At 67.0% G+C, this 20037-nt stretch carries 11 protein-coding genes; 1 reads left to right on the top strand and 10 read right to left on the bottom strand.

All coding sequences use genetic code 11. The annotated features are described in order from the left end of the window. Positions 1-2 precede the first annotated feature (2 nt). The 7 genes from CG471_RS01570 to CG471_RS01540 form a co-directional block, all read right to left on the bottom strand. Positions 3-1013 carry a glycosyl hydrolase family 8 gene (locus CG471_RS01570; RefSeq protein ID WP_099230093.1) on the bottom strand — a complete coding sequence of 337 codons (1011 nt, stop codon included), beginning with the start codon at positions 1011-1013 and terminating at the stop codon, positions 3-5. Beyond that, on the bottom strand, positions 1003-1467 hold the full coding sequence (bcsD, locus tag CG471_RS01565; RefSeq protein WP_010339109.1) for a cellulose biosynthesis protein BcsD: 465 nt from the start codon (positions 1465-1467) through the stop codon (positions 1003-1005). The genes CG471_RS01570 and bcsD overlap by 11 nt, the downstream gene beginning before the upstream one ends. After that, entirely contained in the window at positions 1467-4841 is a 3375-nt protein-coding gene (locus CG471_RS01560) for a cellulose biosynthesis protein BcsC (protein WP_099230092.1), read from the bottom strand. The genes bcsD and CG471_RS01560 overlap by 1 nt, the downstream gene beginning before the upstream one ends. Then, a complete protein-coding gene (gene bcsA, locus CG471_RS01555) occupies positions 4838-9214 on the bottom strand; it encodes a UDP-forming cellulose synthase catalytic subunit (protein ID WP_099230090.1) in 4377 nt (1458 codons plus the stop codon). Before bcsA ends, CG471_RS01560 begins: the two co-directional genes overlap by 4 nt. Next, positions 9211-9930: a ParA family protein gene (locus CG471_RS01550; protein WP_017499185.1), complete on the bottom strand. Its 720-nt coding sequence runs from the start codon at positions 9928-9930 to the stop codon at positions 9211-9213. The genes bcsA and CG471_RS01550 overlap by 4 nt, the downstream gene beginning before the upstream one ends. Further along, positions 9930-10277: a hypothetical protein gene (locus CG471_RS01545; protein ID WP_099230088.1), complete on the bottom strand. Its 348-nt coding sequence runs from the start codon at positions 10275-10277 to the stop codon at positions 9930-9932. Before CG471_RS01545 ends, CG471_RS01550 begins: the two co-directional genes overlap by 1 nt. Before the next feature lie 192 nt (positions 10278-10469). Further along, entirely contained in the window at positions 10470-11642 is a 1173-nt protein-coding gene (locus CG471_RS01540) for a MaoC family dehydratase N-terminal domain-containing protein (protein ID WP_037521545.1), read from the bottom strand. A gap of 295 nt (positions 11643-11937) precedes the next feature. Here CG471_RS01540 and CG471_RS01535 point away from each other — a divergent pair, with 295 nt between their 5' ends. Next, positions 11938-13518 (top strand): ABC-F family ATP-binding cassette domain-containing protein, encoded by a 1581-nt coding sequence (locus CG471_RS01535; RefSeq protein ID WP_099230086.1) that lies wholly within the window; start codon positions 11938-11940, stop codon positions 13516-13518. Here the strand turns inward: CG471_RS01535 and nagE are convergent. From nagE to CG471_RS01520, 3 genes are read right to left on the bottom strand one after another with little or no spacing between them, the layout of a single operon-like run. Continuing rightward, a complete protein-coding gene (gene nagE, locus CG471_RS01530; protein WP_099230084.1) occupies positions 13515-15191 on the bottom strand; it encodes an N-acetylglucosamine-specific PTS transporter subunit IIBC in 1677 nt (558 codons plus the stop codon). The two genes, CG471_RS01535 and nagE, sit on opposite strands and share 4 nt — an antisense overlap. Beyond that, positions 15188-17656: a phosphoenolpyruvate--protein phosphotransferase gene (ptsP, locus tag CG471_RS01525; protein WP_099230082.1), complete on the bottom strand. Its 2469-nt coding sequence runs from the start codon at positions 17654-17656 to the stop codon at positions 15188-15190. The genes nagE and ptsP overlap by 4 nt, the downstream gene beginning before the upstream one ends. Continuing rightward, complete coding sequence (locus CG471_RS01520) at positions 17653-19929, bottom strand: beta-N-acetylhexosaminidase (protein ID WP_099230080.1); 2277 nt, start codon at positions 19927-19929, stop codon at positions 17653-17655. The genes ptsP and CG471_RS01520 overlap by 4 nt, the downstream gene beginning before the upstream one ends. Positions 19930-20037 lie beyond the last annotated feature (108 nt).

The raw sequence follows: 20037 nt of genomic DNA, 5'->3' as shown, positions 1-20037 counted from the left end.
GATCAGGCGAGCTTGCCGGCCAGCATCTGCAAGGATGCGGCATAATAGTCGGTCGACAGGCCTGCCGGTTGCGGCAGGCCCATGATCTTGCCGGCAATCGCCATGCCACCCGCCGACAGGGCATAGGGCGCGACCTCCCCGGACTGGACATCGACCCAGGCCGGGATCGGCTGTTGCCGGCTCACATAGCCCTGCCAATAATCCCGGATCGGCTTAAGCAGCGCCGCCCGGCGCCCGGCCTGGGCATAAAGCGGCACGCGGATCGCGTCGAAGCCGAAACGGGCGGGCTTGCCCACGGCCGGCACGACCATGTCATGCCCCGTCACATCGACCCAATCGGTCGGCAGCTTGAGCGGACCGAATTGGGCCGCCGCCATCAGCGCTTCGCTGTCACTGATGATCCGCCCCCAGGCAGCATCCCCATCCAGGCGACGGAAGGCGTCGAGCGCGGGCCAGACGAAATAGGAAGGGTTGAGCGTCACCGCCTCTGGCGTGACGAAGCCCTGCAGGCCGGGCAGCAGCAATTTGCGCCCATGGCGTTCCAGCACCAGATGCTGGCGGATGGCGGCGCGGATCTCGGCCGAGCGGCTGGCATAACGCCCCTCGCCCCAGCTTTTCGCGGCTTCGGCCAGCGCCCAGGCAATGAACAGGTCGCCATCGGTCGCATTATTGGTGTCCGCCACCGGATTGGGCTGCCGCGGGTCATAGCGCCAGGCGTAAAGCGCCATATCAGGCCGGACCAGATTGCTATCGGTCCAGCGCAGGATAGCGTCGAACGCTTCCCGGTCATCGTTCCACAATGCCAGGCCCAGGCCATAGCCCTGCCCCTCGCTATGGCTGACACCGCCATTGCCATTGTCGATGATGCGGCCGGACGGATCGAGAAAGGCGGCCTTGAACCGGGCCCAGTCGCCATTGGTCACGCTGCTGCCCCGCGGCTGACGCGCCTTGGCGCAGGCTGCCGTGAAAACCAGTCCCATCCCCACCAGCAACGCACGCCGGTCAACGCCCATGGCGTATTTCCATGATGCCGTCGCGCCATTGCAGCACGGATGTATGCAGGTCCGCGCCGCCGCCCAGCGCCCGGAACCAGGCGTCATAGGCGCCACGCAGCAGCGGCGGCGCCATGTCCGCCCAGCGGCCATCGACATCGCCCTGGAGCGTTTCGGGCAAGCCGACATGCTGGATCATGATTGCATCGTCCGTCATCCGCAATTGCGCCTCACCCCAGCCCAACGTCCGCCACAGCCGGTTGATCCGCGCCATCAGCGCATCGCCGTCCGAAATGTCGGCGACCTGAAGCAGGGACGCGATGCGCCGACCGACCGCGCCGAAAAAGGCATCGGCCTGGCCACGGGTCGCGGTGCCGAACACCTCGCTGCCGATCATCGCGGTTAGCAGCGACAGCCCGTCCATCGTCCACTGATCGGTTTCGGCGGGCTGATATTCCACGGCTTCCCGGATCATCAATTGCCTCCCAGAGACTGTTTGATCCCAATCAGCGACTTGAACTCGTCATAGCTGCCGAAGGTGTTGATGCTCATCTCACCGCCGACCCGCGTACTGGGACTGACACGATAATAGATCGAGCCGTCCGCCGAAAGGGCAAAGCCGGTCTTGCTCAGGCTGTCATAATAGGAGCGCACATCGCTGTTCTGGGCCTTGAGGCCATCCAGCACCGCCTGTGCCGCCGGATCGGTCGGATAGACGTTGACCTGATCCTGGCTGTAGCTCTGATAGCCAGGCGCCACGCCCGCCTTCACCTCCAGCAGGTCCGACGCATAGGCATACCGCACCGGCAGGCTGATGCTGAAGAAGCTCTGCGGGCTGAAATAGCCGCCAAAGCCGTAGGTGAAGTAGTTCTGATTATTGTCGAAATCCTGATAGTTCACGTTGACGCCGCCGGTGATCGACGAGCGATCGCCGCGATAGAAGGGCAGATAGCCACCGACATTGGCCTGGAAGCCATGGTTCTTGCGGACGTCATGCCCGGCATATTTATAATAGGACAGGTCGCCATAGACCCCCGCCCCATCCTGATCATAGGAGAAGGATGCGCCGCCGCCGGTCCGCATCACCTGGCCCCACATAGCGCCGGTCACGGGATCGCGTGTGCCAGCATAGGACAGGACGCTGTCGGTCACCGGCTTGCGCTCGAACCAGGCACGCGCCGTCGCATAGGGCGAGAAACGCGGGCTGATCGCCGCATGCCAGGTCACGTCGCTATCCTCGAAACCGAGCGGCGTGACGCCAGCCTCCAGCTTCAGCAGCGGCGTCTCATAAGCGGCCGACAGCGCCACGCCGGACGCATGCTGGGTATCGGCATCCACCAGTGCGGATTCTTCCTGATCGACGATCCCCTGCGCTTCGGGCGTCGCATTGCGACCGAAGCGGGCAAGGCCCGACCGGCTGGGACGACCGGCATCCAGCACCACGGCTTCCGCCCTGGCCTTGATCCGGCCGTTGCCAAGGCTGGTGGAGACTTCGGCCGATCCGGTCAGTTCCTTGAGTTCGCTCAGGCCCGCTTCACCCGATCGCTCGCGATAGCCGGTGCGCAGTTCGGCGCGTGGGCCGCTGTCACGGGTCAGGGTGCGGATCTCGGTCTGGATACGGTCCATCACCGGATCGCCGCTTGTCATCATCGATCCGCCGGGCGCAGACGCCGGCACGCCGACCGGCGGATAGCCGCCCGGCATCGGCGCAGACTGGGCCACGACCGCCGGCGGGAAGCCGCCGGCTTCGCCAGCCTGCGGCATCGGCGCGAACGCCATGCCTGCCGGTGACGGCGCCTGTCCGGCCAGCCGCGCGCCCGATCCCAGCGCAAACGGATTGACCGCCGCCGGGGCGACCGCAGCCGACTGGTTGCGGAACGGGTTGTTGCCCTGCATCGTCGCGGCAAAGGGATTGCTGGCGGTGACATTGCCTGCGCCGCTCTGCGCGGCATAGACTTCCTTCGCGCGCTTCAGGTAGCGCAGCGCGGCGCCCTCGTCGCCCCGCGCCTGCTCCATCCGCGCCGCCGCCATGTAAATCTGATAATCATTGGGCGACTGCTGCAAGGCGCGCTCGATCGTGGCGCGCGCCAGATCCTTGTCGCCGGCAGCTCCCGCCGTCTCGATCAGGCCCATCAACGCGCCCTTGTCATTGGGCGACTGGGCCAGGACCAGTTGGTAGGTCTGGGCCGCCTGGGCCGGCATGCCGCCGGACTGATAGAGCCGTGCCAGCGCGGCCAGCACTTCCTGATTGCCCGGCGCAGCGTTCCACGCGCCCTGCAGCAGGTCGAAGGCCTGGGCGTTCTGCCCGGCCAGTCGCAGCCGATCCGCCTGCGACGCCGCCATGATGCCGTTCATCCGCGCCACGACACGCTGGCCGTCGGGCGTATTGCCCGCCAGTTGCGCGGCGCGTTGCACGGCGCTGGTGGCAAAGGCATCGCGCCCGGTCTTGGCAAGCACGCGCACGATCGGCTCATAACCGGCCGGGTCGGTGATGGTGCCGGCGGTCAGCGCCTGCTGCGCCAGTTGCGCCGCCCCTTCCCGGTCACCCAGTTCGAACATCGCATCGGCCACCGCAGCCTGCTTGGTCGGGTCGATGCCGGGGGTCGCGGCCAGTTGGCGCAGCGCCATCAGCGCATCGGCCTGCCGGCCCTGCGCGGCCATCGCCTTGGCCCGCTCGATCGCACCATCGACCTTCAGGCCGACGGCGAAATTGCGCATCTGTTCTGTGCGCTGCATTTCGGGAATCCGCGCCATCAGCGTATCGGCGGCCGACGCCCGGCCACGATCGGCGTTGAGCAGCGCTGCCGCATAGAGCCAGTCCGGGTCGCTTGACGATCCCAGCGAGTTGATCAGCGATTCCGCTTCGGGCAGGCGCTGGCGCTGGATCAGATAACGGGCAAACTCATAGCGGATCCACGGATCCTGCTGGTCCAGCAACAGGCCGGAATGAAATTCCTGTTCGGCGGTGACATCATCGCCGCGCGCAGCCGCGGCACGGGCGCGATCGCGCGCGGCCCGGCTCGCCAGCCGACCATCGGACTGCTTGGCCCCTTCATTTGCCTGCCGGTAGAGATCTGCCGCATCGGCATAGCGCCCCTGCCGCTCATAGATATCGGCCAGCAATTCGAGCGCCGGGCCACGCTGCGGATAACCGGAACGGACCAGCGCTTCGGCATCGGCCTGCGCTTCGCCAAGCCGGCCCTGCGCCAGCGCCGCACGCGCATCCGCAAGCCCGCCAAAGAAGCGGGCGGAGGCCAGCGCCTGCGCCCATTGCCCGGCAGAACCGCGCCGCGACGCCTGATCGAGCAGGTCACGCGCTTCGCCAAAGCGCCCCTGGCGCAGGCGCACCAGTCCAAGGCCGCCCAGCGCGTCGGCATCGTTGCGATTGGCCGCCACTGCGCGCTCGAACGCCCGCTCCGCGCCATCCAGATCATTGGCGTCGAGCGCCTTGAAACCGCTCGCGCGCGACGCGCCGCCGCCAGTATTGCCGCTCGGGCGCGCGGTCTGCGTCCGATTTGCCGCCGAGGGAGTTGCAGCCGGCGTGGGCGTCGGGCGTGGCGTCGCTTCGGCGCGCCGTGCCGGCGCTGGCGCGGGCGTGGGTTTCGGTGCCGGCTGTGCCTTGGGCGGCGGGCCGGCCAGTCCCTTGCGCGCTTCGGCATTATTGGGATCGAGCGCCAGCGCCCGGCGATAGGCCTGGTTGGCGAGATCCTGTCGCCCCTTGGACTGCCAGTAGCGGCCCTGCTGGATCAGCGGCGCAACGCCCGGCACATCGGCCAGCGTGGGCAGCGGCGCCATGCAGGCCAGCGCCAGGGCGGCGCAGGTGACACGCAGACGGAGGGTGCGGCTCATGCCTCCTCCTCCTTGCTCAGGCGGCGGCGCTGCTGCCGGCTGAGGTAGAGATAGAGCGGTCCGGCGAGGATGAGCGCCGCGAGCAGGCCACAGGCGGCCATCAGCAAAGGACGCTGGCTCAGCCAGAAGGCCGCCTTCATCCAGAAGGGCAGGTAACCGACCCAATAGCCGGGTCCAACCGCAAAGCTGCTCATCCCGTCGCCGCTGGTCACGGCCAGGTCGCCCTGGATCTGGGCGTTGATCTTGGCATCGGCCATGCCGCCGACCAGATCGGGCAATGCGCGCGGATCGTCCGCCAGCAGGGCCACGACGCTGCGACCACCCTCGAACGGCGATTCGAAGCCGACAATACCGGCAAAACCGCTGGATGAGGTGACGAACGCGTCCGCTTCGCCATCCCCCGATCGATCGAACGGCGAGAAGAAGGCGAAGATGCGCTGGACCGGGCTCATCTCTGTCACCTGCAGCCGGCCATTTTCATAACGGACCGGTGCGCCAGCGAAGAGTTGGTCGGAACCCGCGACACTGCTGCCACCGATAACGATGATGTCACGCCCCTGCAGTCGCTCGCCATCGACGGCGTTGGCGACGACGACCCCGGTCACTGGCGCGCCGGTGGAATCGCCCATGCGGCCCATCAGCACCAAGAAGGCCTCGACCGCCCCGGCCGAAGGCTGACCACCCATCAGCACCGTGGTTTCCGACAGGTCGGGACGGATGGTGAAGGGATAGCCGGCGCCCGCAAATGTGGCGAGATCGGGCATGTGCAGCGCGTGATAGGCGCGGCTGAGGTCGATGCTGCTGCTCGGTCGCACGCTGACCCGGACATTGTCGGGCAGCGTCCCTTCGCATTTCTTCTTGTCGGCAATGATCAGATTATAGTCGAAGATCAGCTCGTTCTGGCCGAACAGATTGTAGCGCGGCAGCACGATCGAGGCGCTGGAATCGTTGGACGATGCGCCCTGTGCCCCGAACAGACTGTCCCACCAGCCGGCCCCGGCGAGCGGCAGCGTGCGCAGATACTGGTTGTTGATCGAGACATCAAGGCGCGAGGCACGACGATCGAGCCATTTGGCCGCCGGATAGCGATAGCGCAGGTCCAGGCGACCGCCCTGGCGCGGCCAGAAGAAGAGGTCGGGGGCGACCCGGAAGCGCGCCGACAGCGGTCCGGGCGGCAGGCCCATGCCCTGCAGCGCATTGGCGTCCATGATCTCGCCCAGCTGAACCGGGCGGTCGGTGCGCAGCCAGCGCGGCGCGGCATAGCGCGCATAGGTCGGGATGCGGACGCCGTCGAAGTTCATCCGCGCGCCGCTCAGCACGCCGCGACCGCTGGCGATCGCCGCAGCGGCCAGCTTCAACTCGCTGGCATTGCGGCCCATCACCACCAGCAATTCGCCGAACGTGTCGCGCGGATTGCGGATGACCGTCGCGCTCGGCCCGGTAATCGCCAGGTTCAGGCCCGCAATCGGCCGTTCCGGCGTCGCGAACAGGATCGCATTGCCGGTCGGGATCTGGTTGTAGACCGGCTTGAACGAAAAGCCGCGATAGCTCGCCTGGGCGCCCAGCCAGGAGGCCAGGCTGGCGGCCGCCTCCAGTTCGCCTGCGCGCGGCGTGCCGGCGAAGACGAAAGGCAGGCGCAGCGGCAGATTATCGTGCCGGTCGAAGAAGGGACCGGGCAGACGGCCCAGATCCGGGGCCATCGGCAGCGTCTGGACGCTGAGGTCGAACCAGGACCGCACATTGCTGATATTGGCCCAGAGCGAACTGTGGAACGGATCCTCGCAATCGCGCGCATAATGGCCGACCAGACGCAGGTTGAGCTGGTTGTCGCCCGGCAGGAACAGCGCCGGATTGACCGGAATGGTGATGTTCTGACCACCGGATTCCGCCGGGGTCAGGCGAATGGTGCGCACCACTTCGCCGTTCAGCAGCACGACCAGCTGGCTGAGATCGCCGAGCATCGCCGGCGACCAGGCGAAATTCAGCGTCAGGCTGCTGTCGGTCACCACCTCGTTGCGGCGCATGCCGAAGGGAATGCCGATTTCGCCGCGCGTGCCGGCCAGGCGGATCGGCATCTTGACCTGCAGGTCGCGGAAGCTGAGCCGCTGCTTCTGCACGCCCGCTGCGGTGGCGGGTGCCAGCGTCGCGGCAGGTGCCTGTGCCGCCTGCGCGAAGGCGTGACCGCTGCCTGCGAGCACCAGCGTTCCGATCGCGGCCAGGCCCAGCAATGCGGCCGCAGCCTGCTTGGCGGCTTTCGCCGCGGCGGCCAGGCGAACGGCCTTCTTCTGCTTGCGGCGCTCCGTGCGGTTGAGGCGAAACAGGCGCTTGAGGGTCATATAGTCGACCACGATGATATCCCAGAGAGAGTGCAGGGCCGAAACCGGCTTGCGGGGGGCAGCGGGCTGCCAGGCATCGGCACGGCCCATCACCGCGCGGACAAGGTGACGCGAAGAGATCATGTCCAGTTCCTGGAAGCGCAGATTGACCTCGCCCCGATCGAACCGGACCATTTCGACCGGGATCGTCAGCTTCTCGTCACCCATCGGCAGCGACATATGGGCGACGCGCCGGTCGCGCAGCGGGAAGTCGGGCGGCACGGCGATCGCGGCACCGCCCATCGAAATGTCGATCGTCGTCGCGTCGATCACATAGCCATCGGCCATGTAGAGGGTGACCGGCAATTCGGTGACGATGCGGATATATTCGCGCGCCTGCCGCGTCTCCCGCGCGACCGAAACGGCGGCGATCAGGATGATCAGGCTGAACACGGCCCAGACGACGTTCAGCACCAGCGTATCGGTCTGGATGTTGAACAGATGCGGGAAGAAGACCCGCTTCACGATCGCCAGACCGATGCCGAAGATGATGAGGCCGATGCAGATCAGGTGGGGGCGCACCGTCGACAGGTCGAAATAGGTCCGGTCGAGCAGGCTGCCCTTGTCCGTCACGTTGAACTTGCCCTTGCGCGGCTGGAAGAAGGTCATGACCGTCGGGCGCGCCAGGTGAAAGGCCAGGATCGTCTCGTAGATTTCGCCCCAGAAAGGCCGGCGATCCCCGCCCTGCGTATTCGCCGACGAGGTCATCGAACAAACCAGATGCGGCAGCGCATAGGCGAAGATCAGCGAGGCCGAGGCATGGATGATGTTCTGGCCGAAGATCAGATAGGCAAGCGGGCTGGTCAGGAAGACGATGCGCGGCAGCGGAAACTGGAAATGCAGCATCGCATTCAGGTAGCAAAGTCGCTGCTGCCAATTGAGGCCGCGCCCGAACAGCGGATTGTCGATCCGCAAGATCTGCGTCATGCCGCGCGCCCAGCGGATGCGCTGGCCGATATGCAGCACCAGCCGCTCCGTCGCGAGACCGGCGGACAGGCGCGCGCCGATATAGGCGGTATTCCAGCCCATGCGCTGCAACTTCAACGCGGTATGGGCGTCCTCGGTCACCGTCTCGCCGGCAAAGCCGTTGGTCTGGGCCAGCGCATCGCGGCGGATGACCGCGCAGGAACCGCAGAAGAAGGTCGCGTTCCACAGGTCGTTGCCGGACTGGACCGCGCCGTAGAACAGGTCGCCCTCGCCCGGCAGGTCGCGGACCGTACCCAGATTGCGCTGGGCGGGGTCGGGCGAATAGAAATGGTGCGGCGTCTGCATCAGCGCCAGCTTGGGATCCTGCTGGAACCAGCCGACGGTCATCTGCAGGAAGGCGCGGGTCGGCACATGGTCGCAGTCGAAGATGGCAATCAGTTCGCCATTGGTCTTCTTCATCGCGGCATTGAGGTTGCCGGCCTTGGCATGAAGATTGTCGCCGCGGGTCAGATATCCGCAGCCGGCCTGGCGCGCGAACGCCTGAAACTCCGGCCGGCGACCGTCATCCAGGATGAAGACGCGGAAGCGATCGGCCGGATAGCCCATGTCCATCGCCGCGAACACGGTGTTGCGGACGATTTCCAGGCTTTCATTATAGGTCGGAACATAGACGTCGACGCTGGGCCACTGATCGGGCTCACCCTCGATCTCGACCACTTCGCGGTCGAGCGGCCAGCCGGTCTGCAGGAAGCCCAGCACCAGGATCAGCCAGGCATAGACTTCGGCCAGATACAGGCCCGACCCCAGCAGAAACTCTGCCAGGGTGCCGAACTCCAGCGTTTCGGTGGTGCGCCAGAACATGTAGCGGGTCGACACGATCATCGACAGGATCGCCAGCACCAGCAGCGCACGACGGCTGCGCATGCGCCCCAATATGGTCGCGCCCACGATGGTGATGCCGGCAAAGATCCACTGTGCTTCCAGATCGAGCGGCACGGTGATCGCCAGCAGGGCGAACAGCCCGGCCAGCACCAGCAGTCCGTTGCTCAGGATCGCCTGCCGGGCCTTCACGAAGCCGCCTCCTCGGCTGCCTCGACCAGGCCAGCCGCCTGTTCCACGGTCGTCACCAGCCTGCGCAGGTCGTTGAGCGCCACGCTGGCGGGCGCGAAGCGGGCCAGCGGCTCGAACATCGCGCTTGCCTCGTTCACCGCCTCGTCACGGCGGATCGTGCCGAGCAGCTTGCTGCCGAACAGTTCGCGCAGGAAGATATGGGTGTGGCGCGACAGGCGATGGGTGTCGTCCAGATGGTTGAGCACGAACCCGGTCTTGGCAAGATCGATCGTCGCGGTGCCCGGTTCGACCTTGGGCAGGGCCGCGAGCGATCCGGGGCGCGGATGCAGGGGACAGACATGCAGGGCGGCATGCGGCAGCAACATGTCCTTGGTCTCGCGGTCACCGGCCGCCACATCGGCAATGAAGATCTTCTTGCCGGCAAATGGCGAATGATCCGGCTTGCCCAGCAGATCCTGGAAGGTCGCGTCACGGCGCAGGCCATAAGCGGAAAAGAGCGCGACGCCCGACACCGCGATCTGGTCCGCGCTGCCGTCGTTCAGTTCCGGCAGGCCCTGGGCCGGGGTCAGGCCGAAATAGAGCTTGAGAGAATCCTGATAGGTGAAGTCGAGCGCGCTGACATCATGCCCGCGCTGCGCCAGATGGATCGCCAGTTGCGCCGCGATGAAGCTGGTGCCGACGCCGCCCTTGGGCGAATGACAGAGGATCAGCGGCATCAATAATCTCGCTTGTCGGGATCGTTCGACAGATGGCCCAGGAAATCGCGCAGATTGCCGCGCGGCGCGGCGGATGGCGGCGCGTCCTGATAGGCGTCGAACATGCTGGTCACATTGGCGCGGGGTGCGGGCGCATGTTGCTCGGGCTCGGCGCGGCGGACCGCCAGCACGGCTTCCGCCTCGCGCGCTTCCAGCTTGGACAGGGGGCGTCCGACCACGCGCGGGTCGGTCAGCAGGGCCTCGAAAATCGGCCACAATTCCATGTCCGCGAAACTGTCCGCGAACTCGCGATAGCGAAAATCCCGGCGCCCCAGCCGGGCCAGAAGGCTTTCTGCGTCGGAGCGCATGGCCCTGTTCTCCCTGATATCCAAGGAAAACCTAGAGTAAAATGGTTAACAAAATCTTTAGAAATTCGAAGAAGTTGCGCCATTGCGGGCGCTGCGTGCGACGCACCGTTCGTCGCACGCAGGAAAATCCCCTTTTTGCTTCAACATCTTGACACCGCGAGCCGCAAAAACGGGCCGCAGCCATTGCCGCGCTTATTTGCGCGGCAATGCAACTTCCGCCTTGGCGGTCGCCAGGGTCGTGCCCAGTTGATTGACCATGCGGCAGTCGATCTGCACCACGTCGCGTCCGTCGTCGTCGACGAACTTGTCGACCACCGTGCCGGTCATGATCGTGATATCGCCGGTGAAAGCCGGCCCGCGATAGGAAGCGACCGAATGGGTCACCATGCCCCATTCGCCGGCCCAGCCCGCCAGATAATCGACGATCCAGGCGCCCATCGACGCGCCATAGCCATAGGCGCGCGGCATGCCGATGAAGCGGGCCCAGCGCGGGAAGAGATGGCCGCGCGACGGGCCGAAATAGGCGCCGTCGGTCAGTTCCGGATTGATCCGCTCCATCACCGGGTCATTTTCATGTCCCGCCATTTCCTTGACGAAGCCCAGCGCCTCCATGTCGAGGTCGGTGCGCCGGTGCGTGCCGCCCCAGATGGTGAAGAGATAGGCGCGCCATTCGGTGGTGAAACTGGCGATGCTGTGCGGGCCGATGACACGTTCGGGCAGCGCGGCGCCGATCTGGATATCGTCCCAATAGCGTTTGCCATGGCCCAGTTCGTGCAGCATCTGCACCCAGTCGAACTTGCGATCCTGGATCTGGGCCAGTTCCTCGTCGCTCCACACCGGATCTTCGGTGCCCTCGACCACATCGGTCGTCTTCTCGCGCCCCGCCTCGGCCAGATAGCGGATCGAGGTCGAGCGTTGCTTGGCGATCAGTTCGCCATTCTGGTTGTAATAATTATTGTCGCCGCGCTGGAAACAGGTCGGCCCGGCGAACTTGGTATCCTTGACCGTATAGTCGAACGGAATGCGCTCATTATGGACCAGGTCGCCGCCCTGGATGCGCGGGCCATAGAACCACCATTCGTCACCGCCGAACAGCAGGTGCGAATTGGGGATGGCCCCCACACAGGCCGGTCCGGCGCCATGGCCGTCATCCATCGTCACGGCAAAGCTCTGCGGCGCGACCAGCCGCCCCCAGCGCCCCTCGGCGGCATAATCGGCATCATAATGGAGCAGGTTGGGATAATGCATCGCCTGCGCCCAGCGGCGGATATCATTATTGTGGATCGGCTCGCGCATCCGCGCAGGCTGCATCGGCTTGCCGAGATATTGGTCGATGTCCGAACAGTCGAAGACGGCTATGCTCATGGTTCCCCTCCGAGGAAATCTTTGTTCTGCCCTGCCATGGCGGAGCAGCGCCCGCCGGCACAAGTCCACGGCCGGTGACAGCATGCGCACAGACGAGCGGGAACATCCCGCCAGGCCGCAGAAAAGCGCGGTTTTTCGTCGTTTATCGCGATGCCGATGTTTGCCCTGTGCGGCCCGGCGCTTGAACAGGGCGGCGATCGCAGCTAGATTGCCGCCTCAATTCACAAGAAAAGAGACCGTGCCGTGGATTTCAACCTGACCGCAATGCCGATCCGCAACGCTGCCAGGGAAATTCATGCTCATGCCCGCCATATCCTGTTCCAATCTCGGCTGGACCACGCCTGATGGCCAGTCCGTCCTTTCCGGTCTAGACCTTCGTTTCCAGAGCGAACGCACCGCCCTTGTCGGCCGTAACGGCGTCGGCAAGACGACCTTGTTGCGCCTGATCGCCGGCGATCTCACCCCCAGCAGCGGCAGCATCGCCGTGCAAGGCCGGCTCGCCTGCCTGCGCCAGGCCGTGCAGTTCGGCGCGGATGAACGGATCGCCGATCTGTGGGGCGTGGCCGATGCCATCGCCCTGCTGCGCCTGGCGGAAAGCGGCGACGCATCCGCAGAACAGCTGGCCGATGCCGACTGGACGCTGGAAAGCCGGATCGACGCGGCGCTGGAGCGGGTCGGGCTCGATGCTGGGCCGGATACCCGGCTTTGCACTTTGTCGGGCGGCCAGCGTACCCGCGCGGCGCTTGCCGGCGCGATCCTTGACGCACCCGATTTCCTGTTGCTGGACGAACCGACCAACAATCTCGACCGGGCCGGGCGCGCGGCCGTCGCTGAACTGGTCGATGACTGGCGCGCCGGACTGATCCTCGTCAGCCATGATCGCGAGCTGCTGGAGCGGGTCGACGCGATTGTCGAACTCACCGGCCTCGGCGCCCAGCGCTATGGCGGCAACTGGTCCCATTATCGCGAACGCAAGGCGGCCGAACTTTCCGCTGCTGCGCATGATCTCGACATCGCGGAACGACAGGTAAAGCAGGCCGCGCGCAAGGCCCAGGTCGCGACCGAGCGCCAGCAGCGACGCGACGCAGCCGGCGCCCGCAAGGGCGCGCGCGGCGACATGCCCCGCATCCTGATCGGCGCCCGCAAGAACCAGGCGGAAGCCTCCTCCGCTGCCGGTCGTCATGTCGCGGAGCGGCTGCGCGCCGAGGCGGAGGACCAGGCGCAGGCTGCACGCGGCCGGGTCGAGATATTGGAGCCGATCCGCATCACCCTGCCCTCGACTGGCCTTGCGCCGGATCGGGTCGTCCTGCGCCTCACCGATGTCAGCGTCGGCCATGATCCCGCGACGCCCTTGCTGGAACATGTCGAGCTGCTGGTCGAAGGGCCGGAACGGATCGCCATCACCGGGCCCAATGGATCGGGCAAGACCAGCCTGCTCGCAACCATGGCCGGCACATTGCCGCCGCTCTCCGGACGGATCGACCGCCCGGTACGCCACGCCGTACTGGACCAAACCGCCGCGCTGCTCGATCCTGCCCTATCGATCGCGGACAATCTTGCGCGCCTGCATCCCGAACTCGACGAAAATGGCCGTCGCGCCCTGCTCGCCCATTTCCGTTTTCGCGGCGACGCCGCGCTGCAACGGGTCGTTAGCCTCAGCGGCGGGCAGATGCTGCGCGCGGGCCTGGCCTGCGTGCTGGGCAGCGCGCCGCCGCCGCTGCTGATCCTCGACGAGCCGACCAACCATCTCGACCTCGAAGCGATCGAGGCGGTGGAGGCGGGCCTGCGCGGCTATGACGGCGCCCTGCTGGTCGTCAGCCATGACGAGCGCTTTCTCGACGCGATCGGCATCAGCCGGCGAATTGCGCTGGGTTAGGCTGCCCGCAGCGCCTCCGCCAGTGGCTCTACCTGATCGCCCAGGATCAGGTGCAGCCAGCCATCGGCCGATGCCGGCAGCACCCAGACCTTGACCCCGGCGCCCTGCAACGCGGCCGCGTCCACGGCAGCGGGCCTATCGACGCGCACCAGCAGACGCGTGCCGCGCGGCTCGACGGCGCGCACGCCGGCGCCCTTGAGCAGCGCGACCAGATCGGACGTGCCCGCGATCGGCGCCGGATCATGTCCGGTCAGCGCACTGCGGATCTCCGCTGCGACCTGATCGGCGATCGGCCCCAGCACGACCTGGAAACCGCCATCGCGCAGGCGGACGACGCCGCGCGCGCCCAGCGCTCGCAGCCGCGCCTCGTCCGCGATGGCGCTGTCGCCCAGCACCAGCCGCAGCCGGGTGGTGCAGGCGTCGACCGATCGGACATTTGCCTTCCCGCCCAGCGCCGCGACCATCGCCGGCCCGCGCGCACCGGCCACGCTTGGCATCTCGGCCGCAGTGGCGGGTTCATCCTCGCGTCCCGGCGTCTTCAGGTCGAAGCGGCGGATGCACCAGCTGAAGGCGGCATAATAGACGGCGAAATAGACAAGCCCGACCGGGATCAGCATCAGCGGCTTGGTCGCAAGGCCATAGTTCATCAGATAGTCGAACAGGCCGGCGGAAAAGCCGAAGCCCAGCTTCACGCCCAGCGCGTCCATGACGACCATCGACAGGCCGGTCAGCACCGCATGGACGACATAGAGGATCGGGGCCAGAAAGATGAAGCTGAACTCGATCGGCTCGGTCACGCCGGTGAGGAAGGAAGTGAGCGCGAGGCTGAGCAGCAGGCCGCCGACCCGCTTGCGCCGATCCGGCAAGGCGGTGCGATACATGGCGAGGCAGGCGGCCGGCAGGCCGAACATCATCACCGGGAAGAAGCCCGACATGAAACCACCGGCGGTCGGATCGCCCGCGAAGAAGCGCTTGATATCGCCGGTCGCGCCATGGAAGTCACCGAGCAGGAACCAGGCGACATTGTTGATGATATGGTGCAGCCCGGTAATCAGCAGCAGCCGGTTGAGCAGGCCATAGACGAACAGGCCGAGCGGCCCGGCCGCCACCACCCATTGGCTCAGGCGATCGATCCCCGCTTCGATCCAGGGGAAGCCCAGGCCGAACATCAGCGCACCGAACAGGCCGGCCAGCCCCGCGACGATCGGCACGAAGCGACGGCCCGCGAAGAAGGCCAGATAATCAGGCAGCTTGATGTCCGAAAAGCGGTTGTAGAGCAGCCCGGCGACGATGCCCGACATGATGCCGGCGGGCACGGAGACCTTGGCGATTTCCTTGGCGCGCCAGGCCGCCTGCGCCGCCTCCGCCACGTCGGGCGGCAGGACGAGCAGCACCTTCGCACCCTCGGTCGTCACCAGATAGGCGATCACCCCGGCGAGGCTCGCCGCGCCATGATTTTCGCGGGCGAGGCCCACGGCGACACCGGCGGCGAAGAGCAGGCCAAGATTGGAAAAGATCGCGTCGCCCGCCGCCGCGATGAAGGGAATGGCGAGCATGTCGGGCTGGCCAAGGCGCAGCAGCAGCGCGGCGATCGGCAACACCGCGATCGGCAGCATCAGCGCACGACCAAGGGGTTGCAGCCGGGCCAGCAGGGTGGCGGGACGGAAGCTCATGCCAGGACTCCTTGGGCCATTTCGCGCACGGCAGCGGGGCTTTCGGCGGCGCAGGCGCGCTCTGCCAGGTCGATGCAGCGGCCCATGTCGAGCGTGCGCACCACCGCCTTCAACCGGGCAATGGCGGCGGGCGTGGCGGACAATTCGGTGATGCCAAGGCCGATCAGGATCGGCGCGGCGAGCGGGTCGGAGGCAAGGCCGCCACAGACGCCGGCCCAGCGGCCATGACGCTGTGCGCCGCGGCCGACTTCGCGGATCAGGCGCAGCACCGCGGGATGCAGCGCATCGATCCGGTGCGACACCGCCGCATTGCCGCGATCGACGGCCAGCGTATATTGGGTCAGGTCATTGGTGCCGATCGACAGGAAATCGGCCTCGGCCGCCATCATGTCCGCCAGCATCGCCGCCGCCGGCGTCTCGATCATCACGCCCAGCGGCACCGCCACATCGATGCCCAGCGCCGCCTTCTCCGCGTCCAGCATCGCCCGGACCGCGCGATAGTCGGACAGGTCCACGATCATCGGCAGCATGATGCGGCACTGGTCCGCCGGCACGGCGCGCAGGATCGCGCGCAACTGGACCTGCATCAGGTCCGGCCGGGCGAGGCTAAGGCGCACGCCGCGCAGGCCCAGCGCCGGATTGTCCTCGGCCGCCATCGGCAGATAGGGCACCGGCTTGTCGCCGCCAATGTCGAGCGTCCGCACGATCAGCGGCCGGTCGTTCAATGTCGTTGCGATACCGGAATAGATTTCTCGTTGTTCGGCCTCGTCCGGCGCCTCCGCCCGCTCCAGGAACAGGAATTCGGTGCGCAGCAGGCCGCAACCCTCGGCGCCGGCCGCCACGGCGACGGCGGCATCGGCCTGCGATCCCAGATTGGCGAAAATCTCGATCCGGGTGCCGTCCGCCATGCGGCAATCGGCATGGGCCTGCGCCCGGTCGCGGCTGCGCTGCTCGCGCGCGGCGACGATCCGTTCGCTGACCTCCGATAATGTGTTCACGCCCGGATCGGCATCGATCCGGGCGCCGTCCGCGTCCAGGATGACCGTACGTCCGTCGGCAATGGCCAGCACGTCCCGACCGGCGGCGACCAGCATCGGGATGCCGGCCGACGCGGCGAGGATGGCGACATGGGAAGTGGGACCGCCGGCCGCCGTGCAGATTCCGGCCAGACGGTCCCTATCGAGCGCCAGGAACTGCGAGGGGAGCAGATCCTCGGCGATCAATATGCTTTGCGGGGGCAGCACCGGCAACGCGCTGGCTTCGGTGCCAAGCAGGGCGGCGATCAGCTGCCGCTCGATATCGATCAGATCGGCGACACGTTCCATCAGCAGCGGGTCGCCGGTCGCGCGGATCGCCTCAGCCGCCTGCGCAGTCGCATGACGCCAGGCAAAGGCCGCGCTGCGCCCGGCATCGATCTGGTGCCCGGCCGCCTCGGCCAGTTCCGGGTCGGCCAGCAGCGCGCGATGCGCCGCCGCAATCTCGGCCGCCAAGCCATGGCCGACCGACAATTCGGCATCGACCGCCGCCATAGCCCTCGCGAGCGCGGCATGTTCGGCCGCCCCGCCCTGCCCGTCGCGCGGCACATCGACATCGGCGACACGCAACTGCACCACCTGCCCGATCGCCAGGCCGGGCGCGGCCGTCACCGGCCCATGCTGCGGCACGACCAGCGCCGGCGCGGGATGATCGGCCTTCGCCTCCTCGCCCAACCCCGCTTCGATCAGCGCCACCAGCGCCTCGACCGCCGCGCGGGCATCGCTGCCCTCGCCCCGGACGATAATCTCATCGCCGCTACGCACGCCCAGGCCAAGCAGCGCGACCGTGCTGCGCGCATTGACGCTCTTGCCGTCCCGCACGATCGCCACCGGCGCGACGAAGGTGCGCAGCAGCGCCGCGATCCGCGCCGCCGGGCGGGCATGAATGCCATGGGGGGCGTCGACGCGCACGACCCGCTCATGGCTGTCACCTTCGCTGTCACCCTTGACCGCCACCGGCGCCAGCGCCGTGATCCGCGCGACGCCATCCTGCCAGCCGACCAGCCGGTCGAGCGGCTCCAGCGACAGGGCATAGCCCTCGCCCGCCAGCACCACCGGCGTGATCAGCGCTTTGGCCCCTTGCGCCACGGCGTCAAGGTCGAAGCCGATCAGCAGGTCTCCGACCGCCACGGCATCGCCCGGCTTCACCTGCGGCGTAAAGCCTTTGCCGCCCAGCGTCACCGTCTCCAGCCCGACATGGATCAGCAGTTCCGCACCATTGGCCAAGCGCAGCGAAACCGAATGGCCGGTCGGCGCCACCGTCAGCACGGTCGCGTCGGCCGGCGCGCGGACTTCGCCTGCGATCGGGTCGATGGCAAAACCCTCGCCCATCATCCGTTCGGCAAAGACCGGATCGGGCACGCTTTCGATCGGTGCCAGCCAGCCCGCCAAGGGCGCGCGCAGCGTCACGCCGGCCATCATCCCGCTCATGGGATCAGTTCCACCTGCTTGATCGCCCATAGGGGCTCAACATCCTTCGCCGTATAGGTGATGCACAATGTTTCCTTGCCGCTGCGCGGCGCGATCGGCCCGACCAGGCGGGTCACTTCCGGATTGCCGACCGCGGGCGCCAGCGGCAGCACGGCGATGCGCTCGCCCTCGCAACTGCCGGCGCGCACTTCCACCTCGCCCGCCGGGGTCGCCGGGGCGCGGAAATGGATGGCGGCGCGATCCTTGCCGATCTGAAAATTGAACGGCAACTGGCCGACATCGATCGCGATCCTGGACGCGCCGCCGACCGGGGCGTCGGCATAGAGCCAGCAGGGCTGCAGGATATCGGTCAGGAAATGCGCCCGCTCGCCCTGCGCCGGGGCATCATCCTCCAGCGACAACACCACCTTGTTGGCGCAGCTTGCCAGTTGCTCATCGGTGCGGCGGCGCAGGAAGGCGGCGTCGAGGCCGATGTCGATCGCGCCCGGCATCATCCCGCCGCGCCAGGCGGTGCCGGCGCGCAGCCGGGCGCCGACCGGCAGGCTGAGACCGCCCTTGTAGACCGGCGCGCGCGGCGTCACCGCGCTGCCGTCCAGCGTATAATGGATCGGAAAGCCCGACTGGCTCTCCAGCGTCACCCGCGCCGCCTTGTCGCCCGGCGCATAGTCGGTCTTTGCCGTCACCGTCAGCGCGCTGATCGCGGGCTTCAGGCCCAGCGTCCCCATCCGCGTCATCTGCGGCACCAGCCGGTCCATGAAGCTGGCAAAATCATGGCTCGCGACCGGCGACCAGCCGATTTCGGCCACAGCGCTGCCGCGCGGGAATTGCTGCCACTGGGCGCGCTCCTCGGTGCGGACATGCTCGGTGAAGAGATTGCCCTGCAGCCCCAAAATATGTTGCTGCTCGGCGGCGCTTAGCCCCTCTGGCTCGGGATTGAAGTCATAGACGCTGCGCAGGTCGGACAGATGGCCACGCCCCGGCGGCTCCAGCGGCCCGAAGCCCTGGCGATTGTCGAAATAGAGGATCGGGGCCGGGCTCAATATCGCGTCATGGCCGGACTTGGCGGCCGTCACCGCCCCCTCGATCCCGCGCCAGGAGGTGATGGTGGCATGGGGCGAGGCGCCGCCTTCCAATATCTCGTCCCAGCCGATCGGCTTGCGGCCATGTTTCGTCAAGAAATCGTCGATGCGGTGCATGAACCAGCCCTGCATCGCATCCTCGCTCGTGATGCCCAGCGCCTTCATCTTCGCCTGGATCGCTGGCGAGGATTTCCACTGGTCCTTCACCGCCTCGTCGCCGCCGATATGGATATAGGGCGACGGGAACAGCGCCATCACGTCGGTCAGCACATCTTCGAGGAAGCCGAAGGTCGCATCATCCGCATTGTAGAGCCAGGGGAAGACGCCCCAGTCGGACTCCGTACCCGGCGGGATCGCCACACCCATGCCCAGTTCGGGATAGGCGCGGATCGCCGCCAGCGCATGGCCCGGCATCTCGATCTCCGGCACGATCATGACGCCGCGCGCGGCGGCATAGGCGACGATCTCGCGGATTTCGGCCTGGGTGTAGAAGCCGCCGACCTTGGGCAGCGGCGGCGCGCCGGGCGCCCCGGCGGGCACGCGCCAGGCGGAAATTTCCGTGAGGCGCGGATATTTGGGGATTTCGATGCGCCAGCCCTGATCATCGACCAGGTGCCAGTGGAGCCGGTTGAGCTTGTTGACCGCCATCCAGTCGATCAACTGGCGGACATAGGCCGGCGACTGGAAATGGCGGGCGCTGTCGAGCATCAGCCCGCGCCACTGAAAGCGCGGTGTATCGGCAATCTGCATCGCCGCGACCGATACCGGGCCAGCGGCCTGATCCTGCGTCATCGCCTGCCACAGCGTCACCGCGCCATAGAGCAGGCCAGCATCGTCGCCAGCGGCGATTACGGCGCCCTTGCCGGTCACGTCGAGAGTGTAGGATTCTGCCGCGCCGGTCTTGGCGCGGCGGAACACTATCGCATTGTTGGCGTCACCGCCCGTCTCGATCCGGGGACGAAAGCCCCGGCTGCGCGCGACCAGGTCGGCGAACCACTCGGCCGCATTGCGGGCGGCGGCATCGCCGGCCGGAACCCGGATCGGGGTGGCGGATATAATCTGGAAACTGCCCTGCCCCTCGCGCATCTGCGCGGGCACCGGCAACAGGCGGGGCAGTTCGGCCATGGCCGGGGCGGTGGCGATGCCGGACAGCATCAGCGACGCAAGCAGCGTCAGGCGGCGGGCACGGATCACGAAACAGGCTCCCGAAAATAGCGTGCCCCTGCCACGCCGCGCGGACGCGACAAGGGACGTGCGGCGGGCGGACGCTGTTGCGTTCCGTCCCGCCGTCTTCAAGTCATG

The organism is Sphingobium sp. IP1, from assembly GCF_002708645.1.
Classification (GTDB): domain Bacteria; phylum Pseudomonadota; class Alphaproteobacteria; order Sphingomonadales; family Sphingomonadaceae; genus Sphingobium; species Sphingobium yanoikuyae.
The sequence above is the reverse complement of the archived record's forward strand: the minus strand, read 5'-3'. Positions and strand labels throughout refer to the sequence as shown.